This window comes from Haematobacter missouriensis, from assembly GCF_000740775.1.
GTDB classification, from domain to species: Bacteria; Pseudomonadota; Alphaproteobacteria; order Rhodobacterales; family Rhodobacteraceae; genus Haematobacter; species Haematobacter missouriensis.
Window position 1 is genome coordinate 34,622 of the sequence record NZ_JFGS01000021.1, and the last position, 21,247, is coordinate 55,868.

The following is a 21,247-nucleotide window of genomic DNA, read 5'->3' on the forward strand; positions in this document are numbered from 1 at the left end:
GCGCGGCAGATCCTGAGATGAGCATCCGGGAAGTTGTCGAAGAAGAACTGGTCTATGGTGCGCTGCGCCGGGAACGGCAGTGGCGAGTGATTGGCATCGCCGGCGCGGGCTTTGGTGTTCTCGGCTGCCTGGCGGCGGCGGCCGTCGCGATCTTCGTCGATCCGCCGCTGCCGGTGGTGGTGCCCTATGATCCCGAAAGCGGTCTCGCGCTGCCGAATGCCACGGTTGAGGCCGTGCGCCTCTCCGAGCGCCCGGCGGTGATCGAGTCGCAGATCTACCGCTACATCCTGGATCGCGAAACCTATAACCAGCTCGACAATGATTTGCGGGTGAACCGGGTTCTGGCGCAATCGGCGGGCGCCGCCGAAGCCGGCATGCGGGCGATGTGGACCAGCGGGCAGGAGAGTTTCCCGCCCACGCGCTATGGGCCTTCCGCCGAGATGGCGGTCGAGATTGCCAGCATCACCCTGATTGGCGAGAACCGGGCGCAGGTCCGGCTGCGCAAACGCCTGACCAGCCCGCAGGGCGGACAGGTCGGTCTCTTCACGGCAACGCTGATGTTCGAGTTCCGGCCCGAGCGCGCCCGCAGCATCGATGATGTCTGGCAGAACCCCTTCGGCTTCACCGTGACCCAATATGCCATCAGATCGGACCGGTCGGAATGAACTGCTTCAGGCCATGCGCCCTGCCCCGCCTCCTCTCTCCTTCCCGGCTTCTTGCTGCCGCACTCATCGCCATGGCTGCCCTGCCCGCTTTCGCGGAAACCACGCCGCGCCCAGGTGGCCATGACCGTCGGGTGCGGATTGCCACCTGGACCGAGGGTCAGGTCTATCGGGTGGTCACCAACCTGACCCGCGTCACCTCGGTCGAGTTCGGTGAGGGAGAAACGATCCGCTCGATCATTGCCGGTGACACCTCCGGGTTTCAGTTCGATGGTGTCCCGGGCGGCCGTGCCTTTGCAATCAAACCGGTAGCTTCCGGGGTGGCGACCAATATCACTGTCTATACCAACCGGCGGTCCTATTATTTCCACGTGGTCGAGGCGCGCGAGACCCCGCATTACGTCGTGCAGTTCCGCTATCCCGACAGCACCACGCCAGCGGCGAATGCCGTGGCAGCAGGGGCGCCGAACAGCAATTATGCGGTCAGCAGCCAGACCGAGTTCACCCCGACCGCTGTGTGGGATGATGGCACCTTCACCTACTTCCGCTTCCCGCGGAACGCGCCGATCCCGGCGATCTTCCGCTGGACCGGCGGCCGCGAGCGCACGGTCAATTCGGTGGCGCAGGACGAAGGGGTGATCCGCGTGTCTGGCATCCACCGCCAATGGGTGCTGCGCCTTGGTGAAGAGGTGATCTGCATCCAAGACATGTCGGGCGATGCTGGCGAGGCCGCGTCATGAGCAGCGAGCCCGACGATCTTTCCGCCCGCCTTGCCGCCATCGAAGCGTCAACCGCAAAACGCAAGGGCCGCGCCCGCCCTTCCCTCTTCACGGCCCTTCTGGGCACCGGTGCCATCCTGACCGTCGGTGGCCTCGGCTGGATGCTGATGCAACCAAAGTCGGAACCCACCATGCCGACCGCCGCCGCCGAGGAATTCCAGACGGCAGGCACGGGCTTTGGAGAGTTCCCGCCAACGCCTGTCCCGGAGCCTGCGCCCACACCTGCCCCGGTTCCGGAAGGGCCAAGTGCGGCTGAACTTGAGCTCCGTGAAACCCTTGCCACGTTGCAGGCTGAACTTGCAGAGCTGCGCGCAAGGCCGATTGAGGCTGGGGATCCGGCAGCGCAGGCGGCAATCGCCGAGCTGACCGCGCAGATGGCGGCATTGGAAGCCGCATCGGCAGAGGCGCGGTCCGCGCTTGAGCGGCAGTTGGTCGAACGGGATCGCGAGTTGGAGCGGATCCGGATGGATCTGGAGATCGCGCGTTTGGGGCCTCCGGGAGGGGGCGAGGAAGATGCACGGCTTGCCGAGCTGGAACGCCGTCGCGCCGCTGAGGCCGCCGCGCGCGAGGCCCGGGTGAACTCGCCCATGCTGGCCTGGTCCGGGATGGGCGGCGGCGCCGATGGCGAAAGCGGGGTCGAGGCCGCCCGCCTCAGCGCCGATGAGGCCTTTGTCCGCGGCGGCGCCTCGCCCGCGCCTGTAACCCGCGCCGAGCTTATCGTGAACCCGGGCCATACCGTTGTACAGGGCACGATGATCCAGGCCGTGCTGGAGACCGCGATGGACAGCACCTTGCCCGGTGTGATCCGTGCTGTGGTCTCCGAAGATGTGCATTCCTTCGACGGCACCCGTGTCTTGATCCCGCGCGGTGCGCAGCTTATCGGACGCTACCGCTCCGAAGTCTCGCTGGCGCAATCCCGTGTCATGGTTGGCTGGGACCGCATCATCCTTCCCGACAACCAGACGGTTGCGATCAGCGCCTTCGGGGGCGACCAACTCGGGCGCTCCGGTGTCACCGGCGATGTGGACACCCGCTTTGGCCAGCGCTTCGGCTCGGCGGCGCTGATTTCGCTGATCGGGGCTGTGCCCGCAGCCGCTGTGGCCAGTATCGACGACGAGGCGACCTCGGAGGCTGCCAGCGATGTTGCGGGCGATCTGCGCGATGCCAGCCGCAGCGTCATGCAGGACTACCTGTCGATACGCCCGGTGATCCGCGTTCCGCAGGGCGCCCGCATCACCGTCATGGTCGACCGCGATCTGGAGATCCTCTGATGGCGGCAAGCTATCTCGAAGCCTCCCTCGCCCGCCTCGGCGACGCAATCCGCCGACCGGATGTGATCGAGATCTGCATCAATCCCGATGGAAGGGTCTGGGGCGAGTTCCAGGGCGATCATTTCATGCGGGATCTAGGGCGCCCGCTCTCGCTCACGGAGATACGGGACCTTGGCAACCAGATCGCCTCGGCGGCAAATACCACGCTCAGCGCCCGCAAACCCATCGTCTCGGTCAGCATTACTTGGGGAGATCGACCAATCCGGGCGCAGGTGATTCAGCCGCCGGCGGTCGAGGGCGGGTTTTCCATCTCGCTGCGCTTCTTCTCCACTCTGCCGCTGGAGAAGATCAGTCTCGGGTTTCTCTACGGGCGTGAACGAAGCCTTGAGGGGTTGCGCAAGGAACGCAATCTCGCGCTGCGCACCGTTGTCGCATCTGGGGATATCGAAGCGTCGTTGCGGTTCTGCGTCGAGAACAAGCTCAACATGATCGTCTCGGGCGGCACCTCGACCGGCAAGACGGTCGCGGCCCGCAAGATCCTCTCCCTTGTCCCAGTCGAAGAACGCATCCTGACCATCGAGGAGGCGGCCGAGTTGCGTCCCGAGCAGCCGAATGTGGTGACTCTAATCTCGGACCGAGAGTCCGAGATGCGCAGCGCGGATGCGCTGCTGACCTCGACCCTACGGATGCGACCCGACCGGATCGTTCTGGGCGAGGTGCGGGGCAAGGAGGCGCTCACCTTCCTTGAGGCGATCAACACCGGCCATGGCGGATCGCTGACCACCCTCCATGCCGAGACGCCGCAACTCGCGGTCCGCCGCCTTGCCATCGCCGCCCTGAAGACCGACCTGCCGATGACCTATGCCGACATGATCACCTACATCGAGGGCTCGATCGACGTGATCATCCAGGCGGGCCGCCATGAGGGCGCGCGCGGCATTACCGAATTCTACCTGCCCGGCATGGGCGAGGAAGAGGCCCGCACCTGCCTTGCCGCCGAATGATGAAAGGAAACCCCATGCATATGCTCTGCCTCGCCGCTGCCTTCGCGACCACCGCGCTTCCGGCGCTTGCCCAGACCCCCGTCACCAATGATCTGACGGTGACGATGGAACCGCAGCGATACCGCATCTGCAACGAGCGGCCGGAGCGTCCTGCATGGGCGGATGAGTTGCGCATCCGTGAGGCGTGGAAGGCTGTCACCCTGATGGGCCTCTATGAATTGCGGGCATGGGAGAACATCGTCAGCCTCGGGAATTGCTCCTGCGAGGTCAGGTTTCCGGACTGGGCAGCGGCGGACGCCGAGTATCGAGAGCGCTTCTTCGATCTGGCACAGGGCGAGCAAACCGCTTTGCGCCGAGAGCTGAGATCAAACCAGAACGCGCTTGCCGGCCAAGTCCGAACGATCTGCGAAGCCCAGGGCAACTGGTAGTGGGCGTCGTCAGCTGGATGGTCGGTTCCGCCGATAGCTTCCTCGCCTCGGTTGCGGAATCGCAGTTCGGGGCGGTGGCGGGTAAGATCGGTACGATCACCCTGCTGATGGTGACCCTTTCCCTGATCGGGCTCTGTATCAACATGGCCTTCCAGTATCGCAGCATGGATGGCGCCAGTTTCTTCTGGTACCTGCTGAAACTGACCCTGATCGGGTTCTTCGCCTTCAACTGGACCCGCTTCAACGCGGTGGCGAACGCTGTGATCGGCGGCCTGGACTACATCGCGGGTGCCCTGGTCTCTTCAGTCGGCGGCGGCGGGGCCGGCGCGACACATTTCGCTGGCGAGTTCGATGATCTGATCGAACAGTTCTCGGCCTATCTGAATGCCATCGGCAATAACTTGGGGTGGATGACAGGCGCGATCCTGGGCGGCATCGGCCTCATCTTGCTCAGCATCCTCGGCTTCATGACCGGGATCGTTCTGATCTTTGCCAAGATGATGCTCTCGCTGATGTTGGGCCTGGCTCCGGTAATGATTGCCCTGTCGCTGTTCGATGCAACCAAGGACTTCTTCCACCGTTGGGTCTCCACAACCGTCAGCTATGCGTTCTACCCGGTGGTGATCGCCGCGATGTTCTCGACTGTGGTGGGCATGGCAAACGCCCTTCTCACTCAGGTTGGGGACCCGGAATCCGCCACCAACATTGGCTCGCTCATCCCCTTCTTCGTCATGATCTTCCTGGCGAAGGGCTTCGTCGCGGCAACGCCCCTGATCGTGCGTGGGCTGTCGGGGAACTTCATGGTGGTTGCCGGCCCAGCCGTCGCCGCCGGGACGGCCGCAATGACCCGCGGGATGCTGAATACGCGCGGCGTGCAGGCGCGCGAGCGAATGGGAAATCTCAGCACGGGCGAAATGGTCGGCCGCCAGATCGCCCAGAATGCGCCCGCCGTGAAATCCGCGGCTCTTGCCGCCGGCGGGCAAATCGTCCGGGTCGCAGAGCGGGCACGGAGGCTCGGGAAGTAGGCGCCCTTTCGAGGGCGAGCCTTCAATCCAGTATCGTAACGAGGAAAGATAAGATGTTGTACACCTTTGCGGAATTCCAGATTCAGGGCTATGTCGGCCGCAGAACCGAGCTTGGCGGCGGCAAGGTCCTGAAGGTCAGCATCGCCGCAACCGACAGCTGGAAGGACAAGGACAGCGGCGAGTTGCGCGAGCGCACTGACTGGAACACCGTCACCCTCTTCGAGCGCAGCACCGCAGGTTTCGCCTGGCTGAAGGAGAACCTGAAACCCGGCGACCTCGTCCATGTGAGGGGGCGGATCGGCGAGAGCAATTACGCCAAGGACGGGCAGACCGTCTATCAAACCTCGCTCACGGCTGATCGATTTGCAGTCGTGCCGGTCGGGAAGGATGGGTAAGGGTTGCGCTGCCACCCGCCTTCGCAGAGGCCTTTTGCACCAGATGTATCTCGCTGGCTATTCGGGCCGCCTACCGCCACGCTGGCTGCGTCTGCTGCTGGCCGGCTTGTGCTGGCACCGGGCGTGGCTGCTCGGGCGATTGGGCTTCTTCGTTGAGAACGGGATAGGCTACGGACCTGCCAATCCCTATCCCGGTTACTTTTCGACCGAGAACCGGGAGAAGGCGTCCCCTCAAAAGGTGCCGTAGTGATCTGCGCCTGGTAGATAGGCCAGTAACAGGGTCTTCCGGCTGTCAGTCACACGCTGACCCAAGGGTTAAGCAAGATCACCCTTGTGTCCTTGAAATCACCGGTGTTGCGGGTCACGACAGTGAAACCATGGACCAGCCCCGTCGCCGCTATCAGCGCGTCCCGTTCTGATCTCGGATCAGGAACATGGAGACCCGCGCATCGCAGTGCCACGCTCGTATCTACCGGCAAAACCCGCTCCTGGAACTCCGGCAGGACCCGTTCTGCGAACCATGCCCGGAGCAAGGCTCCCTGCGCCGCATCGTGCCGCTCGATGCGGCGCACACCGATATCAAGTTCCATCACCGTAATTGCCGAAATGAACAGTGCCCCGGCATCCTGACCGCTCAGCCATGCGGTGACATTGGCATCGGCTCTGCCATCCCCCGCTTTGCGCAACTCGGAAATCACATTGGTGTCGAGCAGGAACATCAGGACAGATCGGCCGGTCGGGACATGATCTCAGCCTTTGTAGGTTCGAATTCGATGTCAGACAGTCCAGGCACCGCAAGCGCATCGAGGATGTTGCGGCGCTGTCCGCTCATCTGCTGATACTGGGCAAAGCTCATAAGGACATGGGCCGGCCGGCCTCTGTCCGTGATGAACACGGGCCCGTCAAGCGCCGCGCGTTTCGCCCGGGCCAGATCCTGGTTCAGTTCGCGGCTGCTGATCGTATGAATCGTCACGGCGGCCTCCACTTGTGGTTACGTTACTACATGTGGAGCCCGCGACGAAAGTCAAGGCAGGGGATCTTGGCGATCAGTTTTCTGCGGATGAGCGGAAAGGGCGGAAAGCTGACGCTCGCTGCGGTTGCAGCGAGCTTATGGGAAGATCGAGCAAACGGACCTTGGTCACAAAAAACTCTAATGGATCCTTCTATTCGTAAGTTCCACTTGCTTTCCCTTCGAGCGTCTTACTCTGCCTCGTTACCTTTAATGAGCAGCTCTTCTAGGCTCCAGACCCATTGATTTCCGGCCTTTGTCGTGATTCAGGCTCCGCGAGGAGACCTGATCGATGAGCAACCTTTTCTGGCTGACGGAGGCGCAGATGGCGCGGCTCCGGCCCTTCTTTCCGAAGAGCCACGGCAAGCCCCGCGTCGATGATCGTCGCGTGTTAAGCGGCATAATCTTTATTAATCGCAATGGCTTGCGATGGTGTGACGCGCCGAAGAAATATGGCCCGGCAAAGACCCTCTACAACCGTTGGAAGCGTTGGAGCGACAATGGGGTCTTTGCCCGGATCATGGTCGGCCTGGCCACTGAGCGCGCCGAACACAAGACGATCATGATCGATGCGACCTATCTCAAGGCACATCGCACGGCGTCGAGCCTGTGCGTGAAAAAGGGGGGCGCGGGCGCCAGATCGGGCGCACCAAAGGCGGCATGAACACCAAGCTGCACGCCGTCGCCGATGCCAAGGGGCGCCCGATCGGGTTCTTCATGTCGGCCGGCCAGGTCAGCGATTACACCGGCGCGGCGGCGCTGTTGGGCAGCCTGCCGAAAGCGGGTTGGCTGCTGGCCGACAGGGGCTATGATGCCGATTGGTTCAGAGAGGCGTTGAAAGACAAGGGGATAAAGGTCTGCATCCCGGGCCGGAAGTCTCGCAAGAAGGCGGTGAAATACGACAAGAGGCGCTACAAACGGCGCAACCGCATCGAGATCATGTTCGGCCGCCTGAAGGATTGGCGGCGCGTCGCGACCCGATACGACCGGTGCCCGGAAACCTTCTTCTCTGCGATCATCCTAGCCGCAACCGTCTTGTTCTGGCTGTGAAACTCAATGAGTCTGGACCCTAAGGGCGTCATCATCACCATCGCGCGCCGGCTGATCACTATCGCAATTGCCGTCCTGAAAACAGGCGAGGTATGGCATCTAGAGGTTGATCAATAGACACAATCGCTAGCCGACCAGCGCCGAGATGATCAGCGCGTTGACGATATCGATGAAAAAGCCGCAGACCAGCGGCACGATCACAAAGGCCCGGTGCGCCGCGCCATGTTGCTGCGCCACGGCGGTCATATTGGCGATGGCGGTGGCGGTTGAGCCGAGCGTGATACCGCCAAACCCGGCCGAGATCACCGCCGCCTCATAATCGCGCCCCATCGCGGGGAACACGACCCAAATCGTGAATCCGACCGTCAGCAGGATCTGCATCACAAGGGCGGCGGTAATGAACAGAAGGACGCCGTTCAGCTCCCAGACCTGCAGGCCCATCAGCGCCATGATCAGGAAAAGCCCGAGTGACAGATCCGAGATCAGCGCCAGCGCATCATCGACCCCAGGCCAGATCCGCCGCACTAACCGCCTCGGGGCCAGCGGCAAAAGGTTGCGCAGCACGATCCCCGCGACAAGGCAGCTGACAAAGGCTGGAAGCGTGACGCCGGCCGCCGTGATCGCCTCATGCAGCGCCAGCCCGATCAGCACGGTGACATTCAGCGCCAGGATCGACCAGAGGATGCAGAAGTAATCCATCCGGACCGCGCGCCCCTCATTCGGAACGCCGATGTCCAGATCGCGCTTGTTTTCCGCCTTCAGCCCGCCCCGCCGGATCAGGAGCGCCGCAATCAGCCCGCCGATCACACAGGCCGCGATTAGCCCGACAGTATTGGCCGCGACCCCCAGTTCCAGCGCATTCGTGATCCCCAGCTTTTCGGCGAATATCGGTGCCCAGGCCAGCGTGGTGCCAACGCCGCCGGTCAGCGAAACCGAGCCGACCATCAGCCCGGTCTTCGGCTCCATTCCAAAGAGCCTCGCCAGCCCCATCCCCGCGAAGTTCTGCAAAAGGATGAAGCTGGTCGCAAGGATCAACAGGATCACCAACGGCCTGCCCCCCGCAAGCAGCGTGCGGATATCGGATTTCAGCCCGATACCGGCAAAGAACACCAGCAGCAGGAAATCACGGATCCCCACCTCGAATGAGACCTTCAGATCGAACAGCGCCCAGAGGAGCCCCGTTACCGCGATACAGAGAAAGCCGCCCGCCACCGGCTCGGGGATCGAATAGCGGCGCAGAAGATCAATGTTCAGGGTCAGGATCTTGCCCGCGATCAGCAAGACCACGGCAAGATTGAAGGAATGGAAGGGATGAACCGTAAAGAAGGTCACGCGGCGGCGCCTGTCAGAATGCTGTCAACTGATGTTGATTCCGCTTTGCCCCGGATCCGCCTTCCGGTCAAGGGCGGGGCCCCGCGCCTGCCTCAGGCGGTGGTGTGAAATCCGTTATCGGCATAGACCACCGATCCGCTCATGGGACTTGCGGCCTCGGTTGCCAGAAAGGCCGCCAGCGTACCGATCTCTTCGATGCTTACCAGTTTTCCCGCAGGCGTACGGGCGCGAATCTTATCCATCAGCGCATCGAACCGGTCGATCCCCGAGGCGGCGCGGGTCTTGACCGGACCGGTTGAAAGCGAAAAGGCACGAATCCCTTCGCCCGCCAGATCGGCCGCCGCATAGCGGACCGAAGCCTCCAGCGCGGCCTTTACCGGACCCATGAGGTTGTAATTCTCGACCACCCGATCCGCGCCGTAAAAGCTGACCGTGATCAGCGAACCACCCGCCTGCATCAAAGGCCGCGCCAGCCGCGCCATGCGCAGGAAGGAGTGGCAAGAGATATCCATCGCCGTCGCAAAACCTTCGGCCGAAGCGTTGACAACGCTGGTGTGCAGATCCTCGCGCGGGGCGAAGGCGATGGCATGAAGCAGAAAATCAAGCCGCCCCCATTCAGCGGTAATGCGGTCAAACACGGCTTCCAACTGGCCGGGTTCACGCACATCGCAAGGAAGGAACAGCGGCGCACCCACTTCCTGCGCCACGGGTTCGACCCATGGCCGGGCCTTTTCATTAAGAAAGGTCAGCGCCAGCTCTGCCCCCGCCGCGCGAAAGGCCCTGGCGCAACCGGCGGCGATGCTGGCCTCATTCGCCACGCCAACCACGAGGCCGCGTTTGCCTTTCAGATCAATCATGTCGCTGCCTCTTCGCTGACGGCCTCCTGGGCGATGATGCTTTCCTCATCGGTCGGAATGACAAGAAGCTGCACCCGGCTGGCGGCGGTGCTGATCCTGCGCGACCCTGCTTCATTGGCATCGGGGTCAAGCTCTGCCCCAAGCCAGGCCAGCCGCGCGGCGACACGGGCGCGGATACCGGGCTGATGCTCGCCGATTCCTGCCGTGAAGACCAGCGCATCGATCCCGCCCATGCTGGTCGCCAACCGTGCCACCTCGCCCGCGATGCGCAGGCAAAAGAGGTCGATCGCCTCGGCAGCCTCTGGGCGCGTGCTGGCCATCAGCTCGCGGCTGTCAGCCTCGAAACCCGACACGCCCAGAAGGCCGCTTTCACGATAGAGCATGGTCTCGACCTGTTTCAGGCTTTGCCCCATTTCGCCCATCAGATGCAGGATCACGCCGGGGTCCAGCGCACCCGAACGCGTCGCCATCGGGATGCCGTCCAGCGTCGAAAACCCCATCGAGCTGTCGATGCTCTTGCCGCCCCGGATCGCACAAAGGCTTGCGCCGCTGCCCAGATGTGCGGCGACCACCTTTGCATCGGTGGCCAGATCGCCCAGTTGCCCGGCGATATAGCGGTAGGAGAGACCATGAAAGCCATAGCGCTTGATCCCCTGATCATAAAGCGCGCGCGGCAGGGCAAAGCGGCGGATCAGGGGCGGGTTGGTGGCATGAAACGCCGTGTCGAAAGAGGCTGTCTGTGGCACATCGGGGTAAAGCCCCCGCATCGCCCGGATCAGCGCAAGGCTTTGCGGCTGATGCAGCGGCGCAAGCCGCGCCAGCGCGTCGATCTGCGCGATCACCTGATCGGTGATCCGGGCTGGTCCTGTGAAGACATCGCCGCCATGCACAACCCGATGGCCGATCACCGCAAGGCGCGAAAGATTGAAATGCCCGGCCAGCCAGGCAAAAGCCTGGTTCAGCACGGCTGTCAGATCGCCGGGATCCGCTGTGATCGGGCCTGAAAAGGTCTTGCCCTCGCGCGTCAGGCGCACTTCGAAAGGCTCATCGCGGAAATCGATCACGCCCGACGCCAGCGGGCGCGGCGCGGCGGCCTCCAGTGCGTAAAACCCCAGCTTGATAGTCGAGGATCCGGTGTTGAATGTCAGGATCAGATCGCGGGTCACGCCTTCCCCTCCGCTTTGCGGACCGCGACCAGCTTGGCCAGCGCAGCCGAGGCGATGCGGGCCGATAAAGGATCCGCCCGGCTTGTCAGAACGATTGGCACCCGTGCGCCCAGAACCAGCCCCGCGGCCGTGGCGCCCGCGAAATAGATCAGCTGTTTGGCAAGCATGTTCCCGGCCTCGAGATCCGGCACCAGAAGAATATCGGCCTCGCCCGCCACCTGCGAGACGATGCCCTTCGTCGCCACCGCCTCGGGGCTGATCGCATTGTCGAAGGCCAGCGGCCCGTCAACCAGCGCGCCCGTGATCTGGCCTCGAGCCGCCATCACCGTCAGCGCGGCGGCATCCAGCGTGGCGGGCATCGTCGCGTTCACCGTCTCGACCGCCGCCAGCACCGCGACCTTCGGCTGATCGCGCCCCAGAAGCCGCATCAGATCGACGGCATTCTGGCAGATGTCGCGCTTATGCTCCAATGTCGGTGCGATATTGATCGCGGCATCGGTGACGATCACCGGCTTGCGATAGGCGGGCACATCCATCGCATAGACATGGCTGATCCGGCGTTCGGTGCGCAGGCCGCCGCTTTTCGAAACCACCGCCGCAAGCAGTTCATCGGAATGCAGGCTGCCCTTGACCAGCACCTGGACGTTGCCACAGGCCGCCAGTTCCACCGCCCGCGCCGCCGCTGCATGGCTGTGCTCTGTCTCCTCGATCCGGAAGCCGTCAAGCGAGACCCCGGCCTCGGCGGCCGCCGCGCGAATCTTTGCGCCGGGACCGATCAGGATCGGGTCAAGCAGGCCTTCGTCGCGCACCTCGATCGCGCCAAGGATCGCGGATTTCGAACAGGGATGCACCACCGCCGCCCGCACCGGGGGCAATGCGCGGGCCTCTTCGACAAAGCCCTGCCAGCGCCCCTTCGGCAAGACCACCGCCTCGGGAAGGTCACCCGGCACCCAGGTCACCTGCTCGACCGGGGCCAGCACCAGCGCCTCGCCCGAAAGCACCACCTCGCCCCGCTGATTGCGGGCGGTGGTCGTCAGGCGGACACGGTTCTTGCCCTCGATCAGCTCGGCCACTTCAACTTCGGCGGTGATGGTATCGCCTGGCGAAACCGGCTTGTTAAAGCGGATCTGCTGGTCGAGATAGATCGTCCCCGGCCCCGGCAGGCGGGTGCCCAGCACCGCCGAAATCAGCGCCGCAGTCCACATGCCGTGCACCACGACATGGCCAAACGGCCCATGGGCGGCGAAACCGGCATCCAGATGCGCGGGGTTGGCGTCGCCGGAAACAGCGGCGAACAATTCAATATCCTTGGGACCGACGTGGCGGACAAGACTGGCGCGGTCGCCGATTTTCATCTGGTGAAACAGATAGTTGGTCAGAGTGCCGGTCATCTTGTCACCTCTGGAAAACATATGTGCCGGGCGCATCTGCCAGCGCGTTGCCCATTGCGGGCGGCGCGGCGGGGGCACCCGAACGCGCGGCAAGCCAGGCCTGCCAGGGCGTCCACCACGAACCCTCGGTTGCAGGATTGGCCTCGACCCAGGTCTCGGGCGGCAAAAGCGCGTCGTCATGGGCGCGGGTCGCCAGCCGGTAGCGGCGGCGCGGGTGACCGGGAGGAGAGACGATCCCCGCATTATGCCCGCCCGACGTCAGCGCGAAAGTCACCTCGCAATCGGTGAACTGGTGGATTTTGTAGACCGACTTCCAGGGTGCGACATGATCGCGCTCGGTCCCGACGGCAAAGATCGGCACCCGGATGTTCTGCAACAGAACTGTCTTGCCCCCGGCGGTGAAGCGTCCCGAAGAAAGCTCATTATTCAGATAAAGCCTGCGCAGATATTCGGCATGCATCCGATAGGGCATCCGGGTGCTGTCGGCATTCCAGGCCATGAGATCATTCATCGCCGTCCGCTCGCCCATCATGTAATCGCGCACCATCCGGGACCAGATGAGGTCATTCGAGCGCAAAAGCTGAAACGCCCCCGCCATCTGATCGGCAGAGAGATAGCCGCGGTTCCACATCATGCTTTCAAGAAGATGCAGCTGGCTTGGGTCGATGAACAACGCAAGCTCGCCCGGTTCGGCGAAATCGACCTGCGCGGCAAGCAGCGTCAGCGAGGCGAGACGCGCGTCCCCCTTCCCCGCCATGGCAGCCGCCGCGATCGACAGCAAAGTGCCACCCAGACAATAGCCGGTGGCGTGGATTTTCTGATCGGGCATTAGACGGGTGATCTCATCCAACGCGGCCATCACGCCCAGCCGGCGATAATCCTCCAGCGTCAGATCACGATCCTCTGCACCCGGATTGCGCCAGGAAATGGCGAAAACCGTGTGGCCCTGCGCCACCAGCCAGCGGATCAGTGAATTCTCCGGGCTGAGGTCGAGGATATAGTATTTCATGATCCAGGCCGGAACGATCAGCACCGGCTCGGGGTGCACGGTTTCTGTCGTGGGCGTATACTGGATCAGTTCGATCAGGTGGTTGCGGAAGATTACCTTGCCCGGCGTCACCGCCACATCGCGACCCGGTGTAAAGGCCTCGACACCCTCTGGCGGCTCCTGCCGGATCTGGCGGACGACGTCCTGCAGCCAGTTCTGCCAGCCCTTCACAAGGTTCATGCCTCCGGTAGCCCAGGTCCGTGCCACAACCTCGGGATTGGTAAAAGGGTTGTTCGAAGGCGCACAGACATCAAGGATCTGTTTCGCGGCAAAAGACACCACATCCTCGTGGTGCTTCGTCACGCCCGGAACCTCATGGGTGACGTTATGCAGCCATTGCTGCTGCAGCAGGAAAGCCTGCGACATCCAGCTGAAGGGCGGTTTCGCCCAGGCTTCACCGGCGAAACGGCGGTCGCCCGGCAAGGGCGTGATGACCGGCGCGGCCTGCGGATCCATCGCCGAGGCCATCAGATGCGCCATGAGACGCTGCCATTTGCGGCCCGCCTTGACGCCCAGTTCCATCTGCTTGCCCGGTGCCTGCGCCAGATGAAAGGCCCAGTCGACATAGGCCATCATCAGCGAGCCGGGCGAAACCCCGCCGCTGAGCTGTCCCGAGAGCGCCTCTCGTATGCGGTCAACGGCCTGAAAAGCCTCGATGCCAAGGCTTTCATCGCCGGTTGCACCCGAGCCATCTGATTTGGGAGTAAGGGCCATGTCGCGTCTCCAATTTACCGGCGGAAGTTAGCACAGAACTATCAACGAGTGTTGATCGAAATCAAAGAGTTCAAGATTTTTCTTGAACATAGGCATTGCGCCCAAGGCCCGATGCCGACGACATGTCGTAAAGCGCCGTCAAACCGCCGAAACAGCCGCCCCCGGACTGAACAGGCAAAGCATCGGCGTCCGGCGGCGGACACGGAATCCCCTGTCCCTGCCCTGATCATCATGGACGATTACCGGCAAAACGGCGCGACGTCGAGGCCATGACCCGGCCAATGCCGCTGGCACCAACGCCGGGCCAAGGCCGCGGCCTCAATCCGCCAGCACATCACCGATGCCAGTGAAGACACCGCCGACCTGATTGAAGACAAAGGCCCCAGCCAAGCGTACCTCACCGAAAAGGGTGTTTTCAACCACAGCCCCGGCCTCGCCGGAAAGCAGGCCGACATAGCGGCTGTGGGCGGGATCATCGGTCGGAATATCGGTAATATCCACGATCCGTATTCCGGTCGCGACCGCCAGGCGCTGGACCGCCGGATCACGCACATCGACAAGCCCAAGCCGTATCCGACGTGCCGAAAGCCGCGACGACAGTTTCAGCGCCAGATCGTCCGAGGAGACGAGCACCGTGATGGGATGCTTCATCGGCCCAAGGCTGACCATCTGGGCGCGGAAAAGATCGATATCAATATCCGGGGCGGCAAGGATGACCTCGATCCGGTCCAGCACATCGTCCCGCCCGGCAAGACGCAGTTGCACCAGCGTCTCCATCGTCAGCCGCGCGCCCATGCTGTGAGCCAGCACCGGCACCGCGTCGGAAGCGGACCGACCCTTTGTCAAAAGCCGCAGCAGATCGGCAAGCGCCGCGCGGGAAAAGTAAGACGCGTCACGATCAGCCAGATAGGCGCCCGGATAGCCTGCCGAGGGCCATGTAAAAAGGACGGGCTTTTCCTCGATATGCGCATCGACCGAAAGCTGCGCGGTACGGAACAAGGCCTCATGAAAGCGGGTGTTGAAGCCGTGGACATAAAGCCCGACCCCCTCGCGCGAGAGACGCTTTGCAAAGGCGTCACGGCTAAGCGTCTGCCGGCTGCGCATCACGAAATTCCGGTCGGCGCTGCTGCCATTGCGATCCGGCCATTCAATCTTTCCCGGCCGATGGCCAGGCGGCACCGAGACCTCGTATTCCAGCCAGCTTGGCCGGATGGAGCGAGAGTCGCCAAAGGCCCCCGGCAGATTTGCCTCGGGCGCGCGGGTGGTCATGGTCAGCACCCGGACAAGGCGGGCGCCCTCGGGCAGGGCACCGGCATCGGGGGCCAGAACTTCCGGCCCCGGACGCGCAGCGCAGCCTGCAAGCGCAAGCGTCAGGATCAGAAGCAGGCGGCCCAACATATGCCTTACCGCAGGAATTTCTTGAATCGTATCAGTGCCACCCAGAACAGCGCCACCCCGATCGCCGCCAGCGCCGCGAACTGGGGCCAGACCACGTCAAGCCCCGCACCTCGGAACAAGATGCCCTGCGAGAGGATGATGAAATGCGTGTTGGGGGCTGCAAGCATGATGGTCTGGATGATCTCTGGCATGGATTCCCGCGGCGTCATCGCGCCTGACAGCACCTGCAGCGGCAAAAGCGCCATCATCAGCAAAAGCGCGAATTGCGGCATCGACCCGGCGATGGTGGCAAGGAAAATTCCAAGCCCCGTCATGGCGAAAACCATCAGCACCGCGCCCGCAAGAAACAGCACGACCGAGCCCTGCACCGGAACCGCCATCAGCGCCTGCACCACAACACTTAGCGAAAAGATCGACCCCAGCAGCACCACCAGCCCCATCGACCAGATCTTGGAAAACATGATCTCGGTCGTGGTGACGGGCATGACCAGCAGGTGCTCGACCGTGCCATGTTCCTTTTCGCGGATCAGCGCCGCGCCGGTCAGCACCAGCGACAGCATGGTGATCGACCGGATCACGGCGGAAATCGCGCCGAACCACTTCGGATCCAGCGAGGGATTATACCGCGCGCGGAGCGCCAGATCGACCGGCAGCGCGGTCTCGGCCCGGTAGCCCGCCACATATTCCGAAACCTCGGAGGACACGATCTGCTGGATATAGCCGCCGCCGGTGAAGGCCTGGCTCATCCTTGTCGCGTCGATATTCAGCTGGATCGCCGGGTTTTTTCCGGCCAGCACATCGCGCGCGAAATCCGGTGGGATGTTCAGCGCAAAAGTATCCAGCCCCTGATCCATCCGCCGATCCATCTCGGCCGTCGTGGTCATCTGCGGCTCGACAAAATAGGGCGGATAAAAGGCCGAGGTGATGCGGGCGGAGAGATGCGACTGATCCTCATCCACGATCGAGATCGCGGCATTCGTCAGCGCCTCGGGCGAGACGTTCGCAGAGGTCCAGATCGAGAGCGAAAAGGAATAGACGATCAGCACCAGCATCACCGGATCGCGCCAGAGCCCGCGCAATTCCTTGACGCCCAGATTGAAGGTGTTGCGCAGGTTCATCCGCCCCTCACTTCGCCTGTTTTTCCAGGAAGGCCGCCGCCAGCCCGATAATCACCGGAATGGCGATGCCCATGGCCAGCATCGGCCCGGCCAGTTCCGCCATTCCGAAGGCCTTGGAGAAAGCCCCCCGCGCGGCGGTGATAAACCAGGTCGAGGGGTAGATCTCGCCCAGAACCCGGCCAAAACCCGACAGCGAAGAGACCGGGTAGATCAAACCCGAATAGCTGACCGCCGGGATCATCGTCAGCATGGCGGTCGCGAACAGCGCCGCGACCTGACTTGCGATGAAGACCGACACCAGAAAACCAAGCGCCGTGGTCGCGGTGACATAGATCAGCGCCGAAAGGGTAAAGCCCAGAAAACTGCCGTTGAAGGGCACTGCGAAGAATGTGACCGCCATGGCCATCATCAGGAAGAAATTCAGCATGGCCAGCGCGATATAGGGCAGCTGTTTGCCAAGCAGAAATTCCAGCCGCGTCACCGGCGTGACGTAGAAATTGATGATCGAGCCCAGTTCGCGTTCACGCGCGACCGAAAGCGTGGTCAGGATCGCCGGGATCATCAGCAAAAGCAGCGGGATGATCGCCGGGACCATCGCATTCAGGCTGCGCACGTCGGGGTTGTAGCGGTATCGGGTCACCAGTTCGAAACTGCCGCCGCTCGCCTTGTCACCGTAAAGCTGACGCGCCTGACGTGTGATCCAGTCGGCATGCATGCCCTGCACATAGCCCTGCACCGTATTGGCGCGGCTGGGGTTGGCGCCGTCGAACCAGGCCCCGACCTGCACATCCCTGCCTGCCGCGATATCGGCGGCAAAGCCGGGCGGGATCTCGATCGCCAGCGCCAGCTCGCCCGAGCGCATTCTTGCGTCGATCTCGTCGTAACTTGTCAGGGCCGGCTGTTCGATGAAATAGCGCGATCCCGCAATATCGGCGATATAATTGCGGCTGGTGGTGGTCTGGTCGCGGTCAAGGGCGGCGAAGGTCAGATCCTCGACATCCATGTTGATGCCCAGCCCCACCACGATCATCAGAAGAAGGCTGCCGACCAACGCCATGGTCAGCCGGATCGGATCGCGCTGCAATTGCAGGCTTTCCAGCTGCGAATAGCTAAGCAGTCGCCGCAGGCTGAAGCCGGATTGCTGCGCGTGATGGGTCACCCCGGCTGCGGGGGCCTCGGGCGCGGCCTCGGGCGCAGCGGCGGGGGCGGGTGCCGTCTCGCCAATCGCCTCTTCAAGATAGGCGATGAACGCGTCTTCCAGCGTGGCGCAACCTTTGGCTTTCGTGATCCCCTCGGCGGTGTCCGAGACCAGCACCTTGCCCGCATGCATCAGGCTGATGCGGTCGCACCATTCCGCCTCGTTCATGAAATGGGTCGAGACAAAGATCGTCACGCCATCCTTGCGCGATAGTTCCGCCAGAATGCGCCAGAAGCCGTTGCGCGCCACCGGGTCCACCCCCGAGGTCGGCTCGTCAAGGATCAGGATCTCGGGCGCATGGATCATCGCCACCGCCAGCGAAAGCCGCTGGCGGATACCCAGCGGCAACGCCTCGGGCAGGCTGTCGGTCACGTCGCCCAGATCGAACCGGGCGATCATCTCGTCAACCCTGGCGGGGATCTTCTCGGCCGCCATATCGAAAAGCCGCGCGTGCAGATCAAGGTTCTGACGCACCGTCAGCTCGGAATAGAGCGAGAAGGCCTGCGACATGAACCCGACCCGGCGGCGCACCGACAGATCGCTTGCATCGACCTCATGGCCGAAAAGCTTTGCCCGGCCCTCACTCGGCTCCAGAAGCCCGGTGAGCATCTTCATCGTCGTCGTCTTGCCGCAGCCGTTCGAACCCAGAAAGCCGAAAATCTCACCCCTGGGGATGCGGAAGGAAACATTGTCGACCGCCACGAAATCGCCAAAGCGCTGCGTCAGCCCCTCGGCCTCGATGGCGATATCGCTGTCATCGGTGGTCCGCGGCGGGATCACCACGGCACTGTCTTCGCCCCGGTCTTCTTCGGGCAAAAGCGCGATGAAGGCTGCATCAAGCGTGTCGGCCCCGGTCCGCGACAGCAGATCGCTGGTGGTGCCGGTGGCCAGCACCCGGCCCGCATTCATCGCAACCAGCCAGTCGAAGCGCGCGGCCTCTTCCATATAGGCGGTGGCGGTGATCACGCTCATCCCCGGCCGTGTCGCGCGGATGCGGTCGATCAGATCCCAGAACTGGCGGCGCGACAGCGGATCGACGCCGGTGGTCGGCTCGTCAAGAATCAGGAAATCGGGATCATGGATCAGCGCGCAGCACAGACCCAGCTTTTGCTTCATGCCGCCCGACAGCTTTGACGCCGGGCGCGACCGGAACGGCGTCATGCCGGTCGCAGCCAGCAGATCGGTGATCCGCCGCTCGCGTTCGGCCTTGTCATGACCGAAAAGCGAGCCGAAGAAATCAAGGTTCTCTTCGACCGAAAGCGTCGGGTAGAGGTTCTTGCCCAGACCCTGCGGCATATAGGCGGTGCGGGGGCAGACGCGGTTGCGATGCGCCACATCGCGCATATCGCCGCCCAGAACCTCGACCTTGCCCTGCTGGATCACACGTGCCCCGGCCAGCAGCGACAGAAGGCTGGACTTTCCGACCCCGTCTGGCCCGATCAGCCCGACCATGCGCCCCTCAGGGATCTCCAGCGTCACATTGTCAAGCGCCGTGACCTTGCCATAGCGCAGCGTCAGGCCGGAGACCCCGGCAACTGAGCCGGTCATTTCACGACATTGGAAAGAAAGTCAGGCCAGGCGGCATCCGGATCAAGCCGCAGATAGGCCATGCCCGGCAGGCCGGTTTTGACATATTCGATATGCCGCGACAGCAGCTCGGGGTCGATGCGGGCACGGACGCGGAACATCAGCTTTTCGCGCTCATCGGCGGTCTCGACCGTCTTTGGCGTGAACTGCGCCACATCGGCAACATAGGAAACCGTGGCCGGGATCACGAATTCCCGCGCCGCATCCATGACAAGGCGCACCTCTGATCCGACCTGCACCCGGCCGACCTGCGATGTCGGCAGAAAAACCGTCATATAGACATCGCCCAGATCGACAAGGCTGAGGATCCGCCCGCCAGAGCCGACAATCTCGCCCTCTTGTGCGATGCGATACTGGATCCGGCCCGTGCGCGGCGCTTTCAGCGTGGCGTCGTCCAGAGAGGCCTGGATCGCATCAATCGACGCCTTTGCCGCCTCGACGGCCGCACTTGCATCGACCACCTGCGCCTGCGCGCTGCTGACCCCCGCCAGCGCTGCCGCATGGCTGGCTTCGGCCGAGGCCACACCGGCGCGGGCCTGGGCGTCCCGGGCGCGGTCATCATCCAGCACCTGCTGCGAGATCGCACTGGTCTTTGCAAGCTGCTCAGAGCGTTCAAGCCTGCGCGACGCGGCATCGGCAACCGAGCCTGCCTGATCAACCGCGGCCCGGGCCGCGCGCTCTTGTGCCTCGGCCTGAGCGACCAGCGCCCTTGCTGTCTCGACGCCGATTTCGGCGCGGGCAAGCTGCGCTTCGGCCTGACGTTTTTGTGCGTTCAGCTGCACCACGTCCATCTGCACCAGCACATCGCCTGCGCTGACCATGTCACCTTCGGCAGCGGTGATTTCGGCGATTCGGCCGCCGGTGAGCGCCGCGATATCCACCTCGGTCGCCTCGATCCGGCCATTGGCGCTGGCAAAACCCGCCGGCAGACCGGCGGGTTGCAGCCGGTCCCAGGCCAGCCAGCCAAGCACGGCGACAACGGCCAGGCCGCCCAGAATAATGGTGTTTCTGCCGGGCTTTGCCATGATCTGCCTCTGATTGCTGTGCTGATGGATGCTTCGCGCATGTCCCGATGCGGTCTTCGCCCTACGCTCCCCTGTTGTCAACGCTCGATGACAGGGTAAAAACCTGTATTGTCGCGCAAAAGCGGCTGCTGGTTGTTTGCTGTTGAAAAACCAGCTAAACAACACGACCCGGTCTGGGCTGCACCTTGCCGCACCTCTGCTCCGGGGCAGCATGTTCAGTTTCTTCGCGTCGAAGCCACCGGACGAACACAAGCCACCCATGCCAAGGACGCTCAACTCAGCCAACTCGACCGACCGCATGCCGGGGCAGGCAACCGGGAAAGAACGCATTCTTGCATCGGCGATGCTGCTTTTCGCGCGGATGCCCTATTCCGACACCAGCCTGCGCGACATCGCCGCCGCGGCTGGGGTCGATGTGGCCTATGTCCATCGCGCCTTCGGGTCGAAGGCCGAGATATTCCGTCAGGCCTTGCTGGCGCTTGCGCCCCTCGATGACATCGCCGCAGGGGACCCCGATGGCGCGACCATGATCAACCGGATCTGCGATCTGGCCTTCCTGCGTGATCCGCGCAAGGTAGAAGATGTCAGGCCGCTTCATTTACTGACACAGTCCAGCCTCTGCAGCGAGGCGCGGGCGATCATTGCGCAATTCTTTGGCACGTCACTAGCCCTGCCTCTTTGCTGCGGCAATCCTCCGGCCCTTCGGCAAGGCGATCGTCTGTCTTGCTGTCTGCGCACTGCAACGGCGCTCGGCCGTGGCCACTGATCGGGCACCGGGCTCACCACGCAC

Annotated in this window: 20 protein-coding genes; 9 read left to right on the top strand and 11 right to left on the bottom strand. The window is 63.2% G+C overall.

What is annotated here, in order from left to right; all coding sequences use genetic code 11:
- The first annotated feature begins 17 nt into the window (after nt 1-17).
- From CG51_RS12845 to CG51_RS12875, 7 genes are all read left to right on the top strand, one after another.
- On the top strand, nt 18-665 hold the full coding sequence (locus CG51_RS12845) for a VirB8 family type IV secretion system protein (protein WP_035745624.1): 648 nt from the start codon (nt 18-20) through the stop codon (nt 663-665).
- Nucleotides 666-736: 71 nt separating this feature from the next.
- Nucleotides 737-1,402, top strand: coding sequence for a TrbG/VirB9 family P-type conjugative transfer protein (locus CG51_RS12850; protein WP_233141272.1), 666 nt, complete (start codon nt 737-739; stop codon nt 1,400-1,402).
- Nucleotides 1,399-2,712 carry a TraB/TrbI/VirB10 family type IV secretion system protein gene (locus tag CG51_RS12855; RefSeq protein WP_035745626.1) on the top strand — a complete coding sequence of 438 codons (1,314 nt, stop codon included), beginning with the start codon at nt 1,399-1,401 and terminating at the stop codon, nt 2,710-2,712. Before CG51_RS12850 ends, CG51_RS12855 begins: the two co-directional genes overlap by 4 nt.
- Nucleotides 2,712-3,716 (top strand): ATPase, T2SS/T4P/T4SS family, encoded by a 1,005-nt coding sequence (locus CG51_RS12860; protein ID WP_035745627.1) that lies wholly within the window; start codon nt 2,712-2,714, stop codon nt 3,714-3,716. The genes CG51_RS12855 and CG51_RS12860 overlap by 1 nt, the downstream gene beginning before the upstream one ends.
- A gap of 14 nt (nt 3,717-3,730) precedes the next feature.
- On the top strand, nt 3,731-4,144 hold the full coding sequence (locus CG51_RS12865; protein WP_035745628.1) for a hypothetical protein: 414 nt from the start codon (nt 3,731-3,733) through the stop codon (nt 4,142-4,144).
- The gene (locus tag CG51_RS12870) at nt 4,144-5,169 is read left to right on the top strand and encodes a TrbL/VirB6 family protein (protein ID WP_035745629.1); all 1,026 of its coding nucleotides are present in this window, start codon (nt 4,144-4,146) and stop codon (nt 5,167-5,169) included. The genes CG51_RS12865 and CG51_RS12870 overlap by 1 nt, the downstream gene beginning before the upstream one ends.
- 53 nt (nt 5,170-5,222) lie before the next feature.
- Complete coding sequence (locus CG51_RS12875; protein WP_035745630.1) at nt 5,223-5,564, top strand: single-stranded DNA-binding protein; 342 nt, start codon at nt 5,223-5,225, stop codon at nt 5,562-5,564.
- 296 nt (nt 5,565-5,860) lie between these two features.
- On the opposite strand, the gene CG51_RS12885 is transcribed toward CG51_RS12875, so the two are convergent.
- On the bottom strand, nt 5,861-6,283 hold the full coding sequence (locus CG51_RS12885) for a type II toxin-antitoxin system VapC family toxin (RefSeq protein WP_198947669.1): 423 nt from the start codon (nt 6,281-6,283) through the stop codon (nt 5,861-5,863).
- Complete coding sequence (locus CG51_RS12890; protein WP_035745633.1) at nt 6,283-6,537, bottom strand: type II toxin-antitoxin system Phd/YefM family antitoxin; 255 nt, start codon at nt 6,535-6,537, stop codon at nt 6,283-6,285. Before CG51_RS12890 ends, CG51_RS12885 begins: the two co-directional genes overlap by 1 nt.
- Before the next feature lie 328 nt (nt 6,538-6,865).
- Between CG51_RS12890 and CG51_RS19605 the strand changes: the two genes are divergently transcribed.
- A protein-coding gene (locus tag CG51_RS19605) for an IS5 family transposase (protein ID WP_088233857.1) occupies nt 6,866-7,623 on the top strand; the annotation gives its coding sequence in 2 pieces (ribosomal slippage) (nt 6,866-7,190 and nt 7,190-7,623; 759 coding nt in all).
- Between the two features lie 126 nt (nt 7,624-7,749).
- Here CG51_RS19605 and gltS read toward each other — a convergent pair.
- From gltS to CG51_RS12945, 9 genes are all read right to left on the bottom strand, one after another.
- Nucleotides 7,750-8,955: a sodium/glutamate symporter gene (gene gltS, locus CG51_RS12905; RefSeq protein WP_035745637.1), complete on the bottom strand. Its 1,206-nt coding sequence runs from the start codon at nt 8,953-8,955 to the stop codon at nt 7,750-7,752.
- Nucleotides 8,956-9,047: 92 nt separating this feature from the next.
- Nucleotides 9,048-9,812, bottom strand: coding sequence for an enoyl-ACP reductase FabI (gene fabI, locus CG51_RS12910; RefSeq protein WP_035745640.1), 765 nt, complete (start codon nt 9,810-9,812; stop codon nt 9,048-9,050).
- On the bottom strand, nt 9,809-10,978 hold the full coding sequence (locus tag CG51_RS12915; protein WP_035745643.1) for an acetate/propionate family kinase: 1,170 nt from the start codon (nt 10,976-10,978) through the stop codon (nt 9,809-9,811). Before CG51_RS12915 ends, fabI begins: the two co-directional genes overlap by 4 nt.
- Nucleotides 10,975-12,369: a bifunctional enoyl-CoA hydratase/phosphate acetyltransferase gene (locus CG51_RS12920; RefSeq protein ID WP_088233858.1), complete on the bottom strand. Its 1,395-nt coding sequence runs from the start codon at nt 12,367-12,369 to the stop codon at nt 10,975-10,977. Before CG51_RS12920 ends, CG51_RS12915 begins: the two co-directional genes overlap by 4 nt.
- A 4-nt stretch (nt 12,370-12,373) precedes the next feature.
- Nucleotides 12,374-14,131: a PHA/PHB synthase family protein gene (locus CG51_RS12925; protein WP_051693716.1), complete on the bottom strand. Its 1,758-nt coding sequence runs from the start codon at nt 14,129-14,131 to the stop codon at nt 12,374-12,376.
- A 318-nt stretch (nt 14,132-14,449) separates the two neighbouring features.
- Nucleotides 14,450-15,529 (bottom strand): alpha/beta hydrolase, encoded by a 1,080-nt coding sequence (locus tag CG51_RS12930; protein WP_035745646.1) that lies wholly within the window; start codon nt 15,527-15,529, stop codon nt 14,450-14,452.
- A 5-nt stretch (nt 15,530-15,534) separates the two neighbouring features.
- Nucleotides 15,535-16,647, bottom strand: coding sequence for an ABC transporter permease (locus tag CG51_RS12935; RefSeq protein WP_035745648.1), 1,113 nt, complete (start codon nt 16,645-16,647; stop codon nt 15,535-15,537).
- 7 nt (nt 16,648-16,654) lie between these two features.
- The gene (rbbA, locus tag CG51_RS12940) at nt 16,655-19,393 is read right to left on the bottom strand and encodes a ribosome-associated ATPase/putative transporter RbbA (RefSeq protein ID WP_035745650.1); all 2,739 of its coding nucleotides are present in this window, start codon (nt 19,391-19,393) and stop codon (nt 16,655-16,657) included.
- Entirely contained in the window at nt 19,390-20,757 is a 1,368-nt protein-coding gene (locus CG51_RS12945) for an HlyD family secretion protein (RefSeq protein WP_248783382.1), read from the bottom strand. The genes rbbA and CG51_RS12945 overlap by 4 nt, the downstream gene beginning before the upstream one ends.
- Between CG51_RS12945 and CG51_RS19225 the strand changes: the two genes are divergently transcribed.
- Nucleotides 20,756-21,223: a TetR/AcrR family transcriptional regulator gene (locus tag CG51_RS19225; protein ID WP_051930561.1), complete on the top strand. Its 468-nt coding sequence runs from the start codon at nt 20,756-20,758 to the stop codon at nt 21,221-21,223. The genes CG51_RS12945 and CG51_RS19225 overlap by 2 nt on opposite strands.
- Nucleotides 21,224-21,247 lie beyond the last annotated feature (24 nt).

What these genes read in the sequence shown, in the direction of transcription:
- CG51_RS12885 (WP_198947669.1), bottom strand. Translation starts at nt 6,283, where the DNA reads ATGTTCCTGCTCGACACCAATGTGATTTCCGAGTTGCGCAAAGCGGGG.
- CG51_RS12935 (WP_035745648.1), bottom strand. Translation starts at nt 16,647, where the DNA reads ATGAACCTGCGCAACACCTTCAATCTGGGCGTCAAGGAATTGCGCGGG.
- CG51_RS12930 (WP_035745646.1), bottom strand. Translation starts at nt 15,529, where the DNA reads ATGTTGGGCCGCCTGCTTCTGATCCTGACGCTTGCGCTTGCAGGCTGC.
- CG51_RS12925 (WP_051693716.1), bottom strand. Translation starts at nt 14,131, where the DNA reads ATGGCCCTTACTCCCAAATCAGATGGCTCGGGTGCAACCGGCGATGAA.
- CG51_RS12860 (WP_035745627.1), top strand. Translation starts at nt 2,712, where the DNA reads ATGGCGGCAAGCTATCTCGAAGCCTCCCTCGCCCGCCTCGGCGACGCA.
- CG51_RS19225 (WP_051930561.1), top strand. Translation starts at nt 20,756, where the DNA reads ATGCCGGGGCAGGCAACCGGGAAAGAACGCATTCTTGCATCGGCGATG.
- CG51_RS12850 (WP_233141272.1), top strand. Translation starts at nt 737, where the DNA reads ATGGCTGCCCTGCCCGCTTTCGCGGAAACCACGCCGCGCCCAGGTGGC.
- CG51_RS12920 (WP_088233858.1), bottom strand. Translation starts at nt 12,369, where the DNA reads ATGACCGGCACTCTGACCAACTATCTGTTTCACCAGATGAAAATCGGC.
- CG51_RS12875 (WP_035745630.1), top strand. Translation starts at nt 5,223, where the DNA reads ATGTTGTACACCTTTGCGGAATTCCAGATTCAGGGCTATGTCGGCCGC.
- fabI (WP_035745640.1), bottom strand. Translation starts at nt 9,812, where the DNA reads ATGATTGATCTGAAAGGCAAACGCGGCCTCGTGGTTGGCGTGGCGAAT.
- CG51_RS12865 (WP_035745628.1), top strand. Translation starts at nt 3,731, where the DNA reads ATGCATATGCTCTGCCTCGCCGCTGCCTTCGCGACCACCGCGCTTCCG.
- rbbA (WP_035745650.1), bottom strand. Translation starts at nt 19,393, where the DNA reads ATGACCGGCTCAGTTGCCGGGGTCTCCGGCCTGACGCTGCGCTATGGC.
- CG51_RS12855 (WP_035745626.1), top strand. Translation starts at nt 1,399, where the DNA reads ATGAGCAGCGAGCCCGACGATCTTTCCGCCCGCCTTGCCGCCATCGAA.
- CG51_RS12845 (WP_035745624.1), top strand. Translation starts at nt 18, where the DNA reads ATGAGCATCCGGGAAGTTGTCGAAGAAGAACTGGTCTATGGTGCGCTG.
- CG51_RS12945 (WP_248783382.1), bottom strand. Translation starts at nt 20,757, where the DNA reads ATGCGGTCGGTCGAGTTGGCTGAGTTGAGCGTCCTTGGCATGGGTGGC.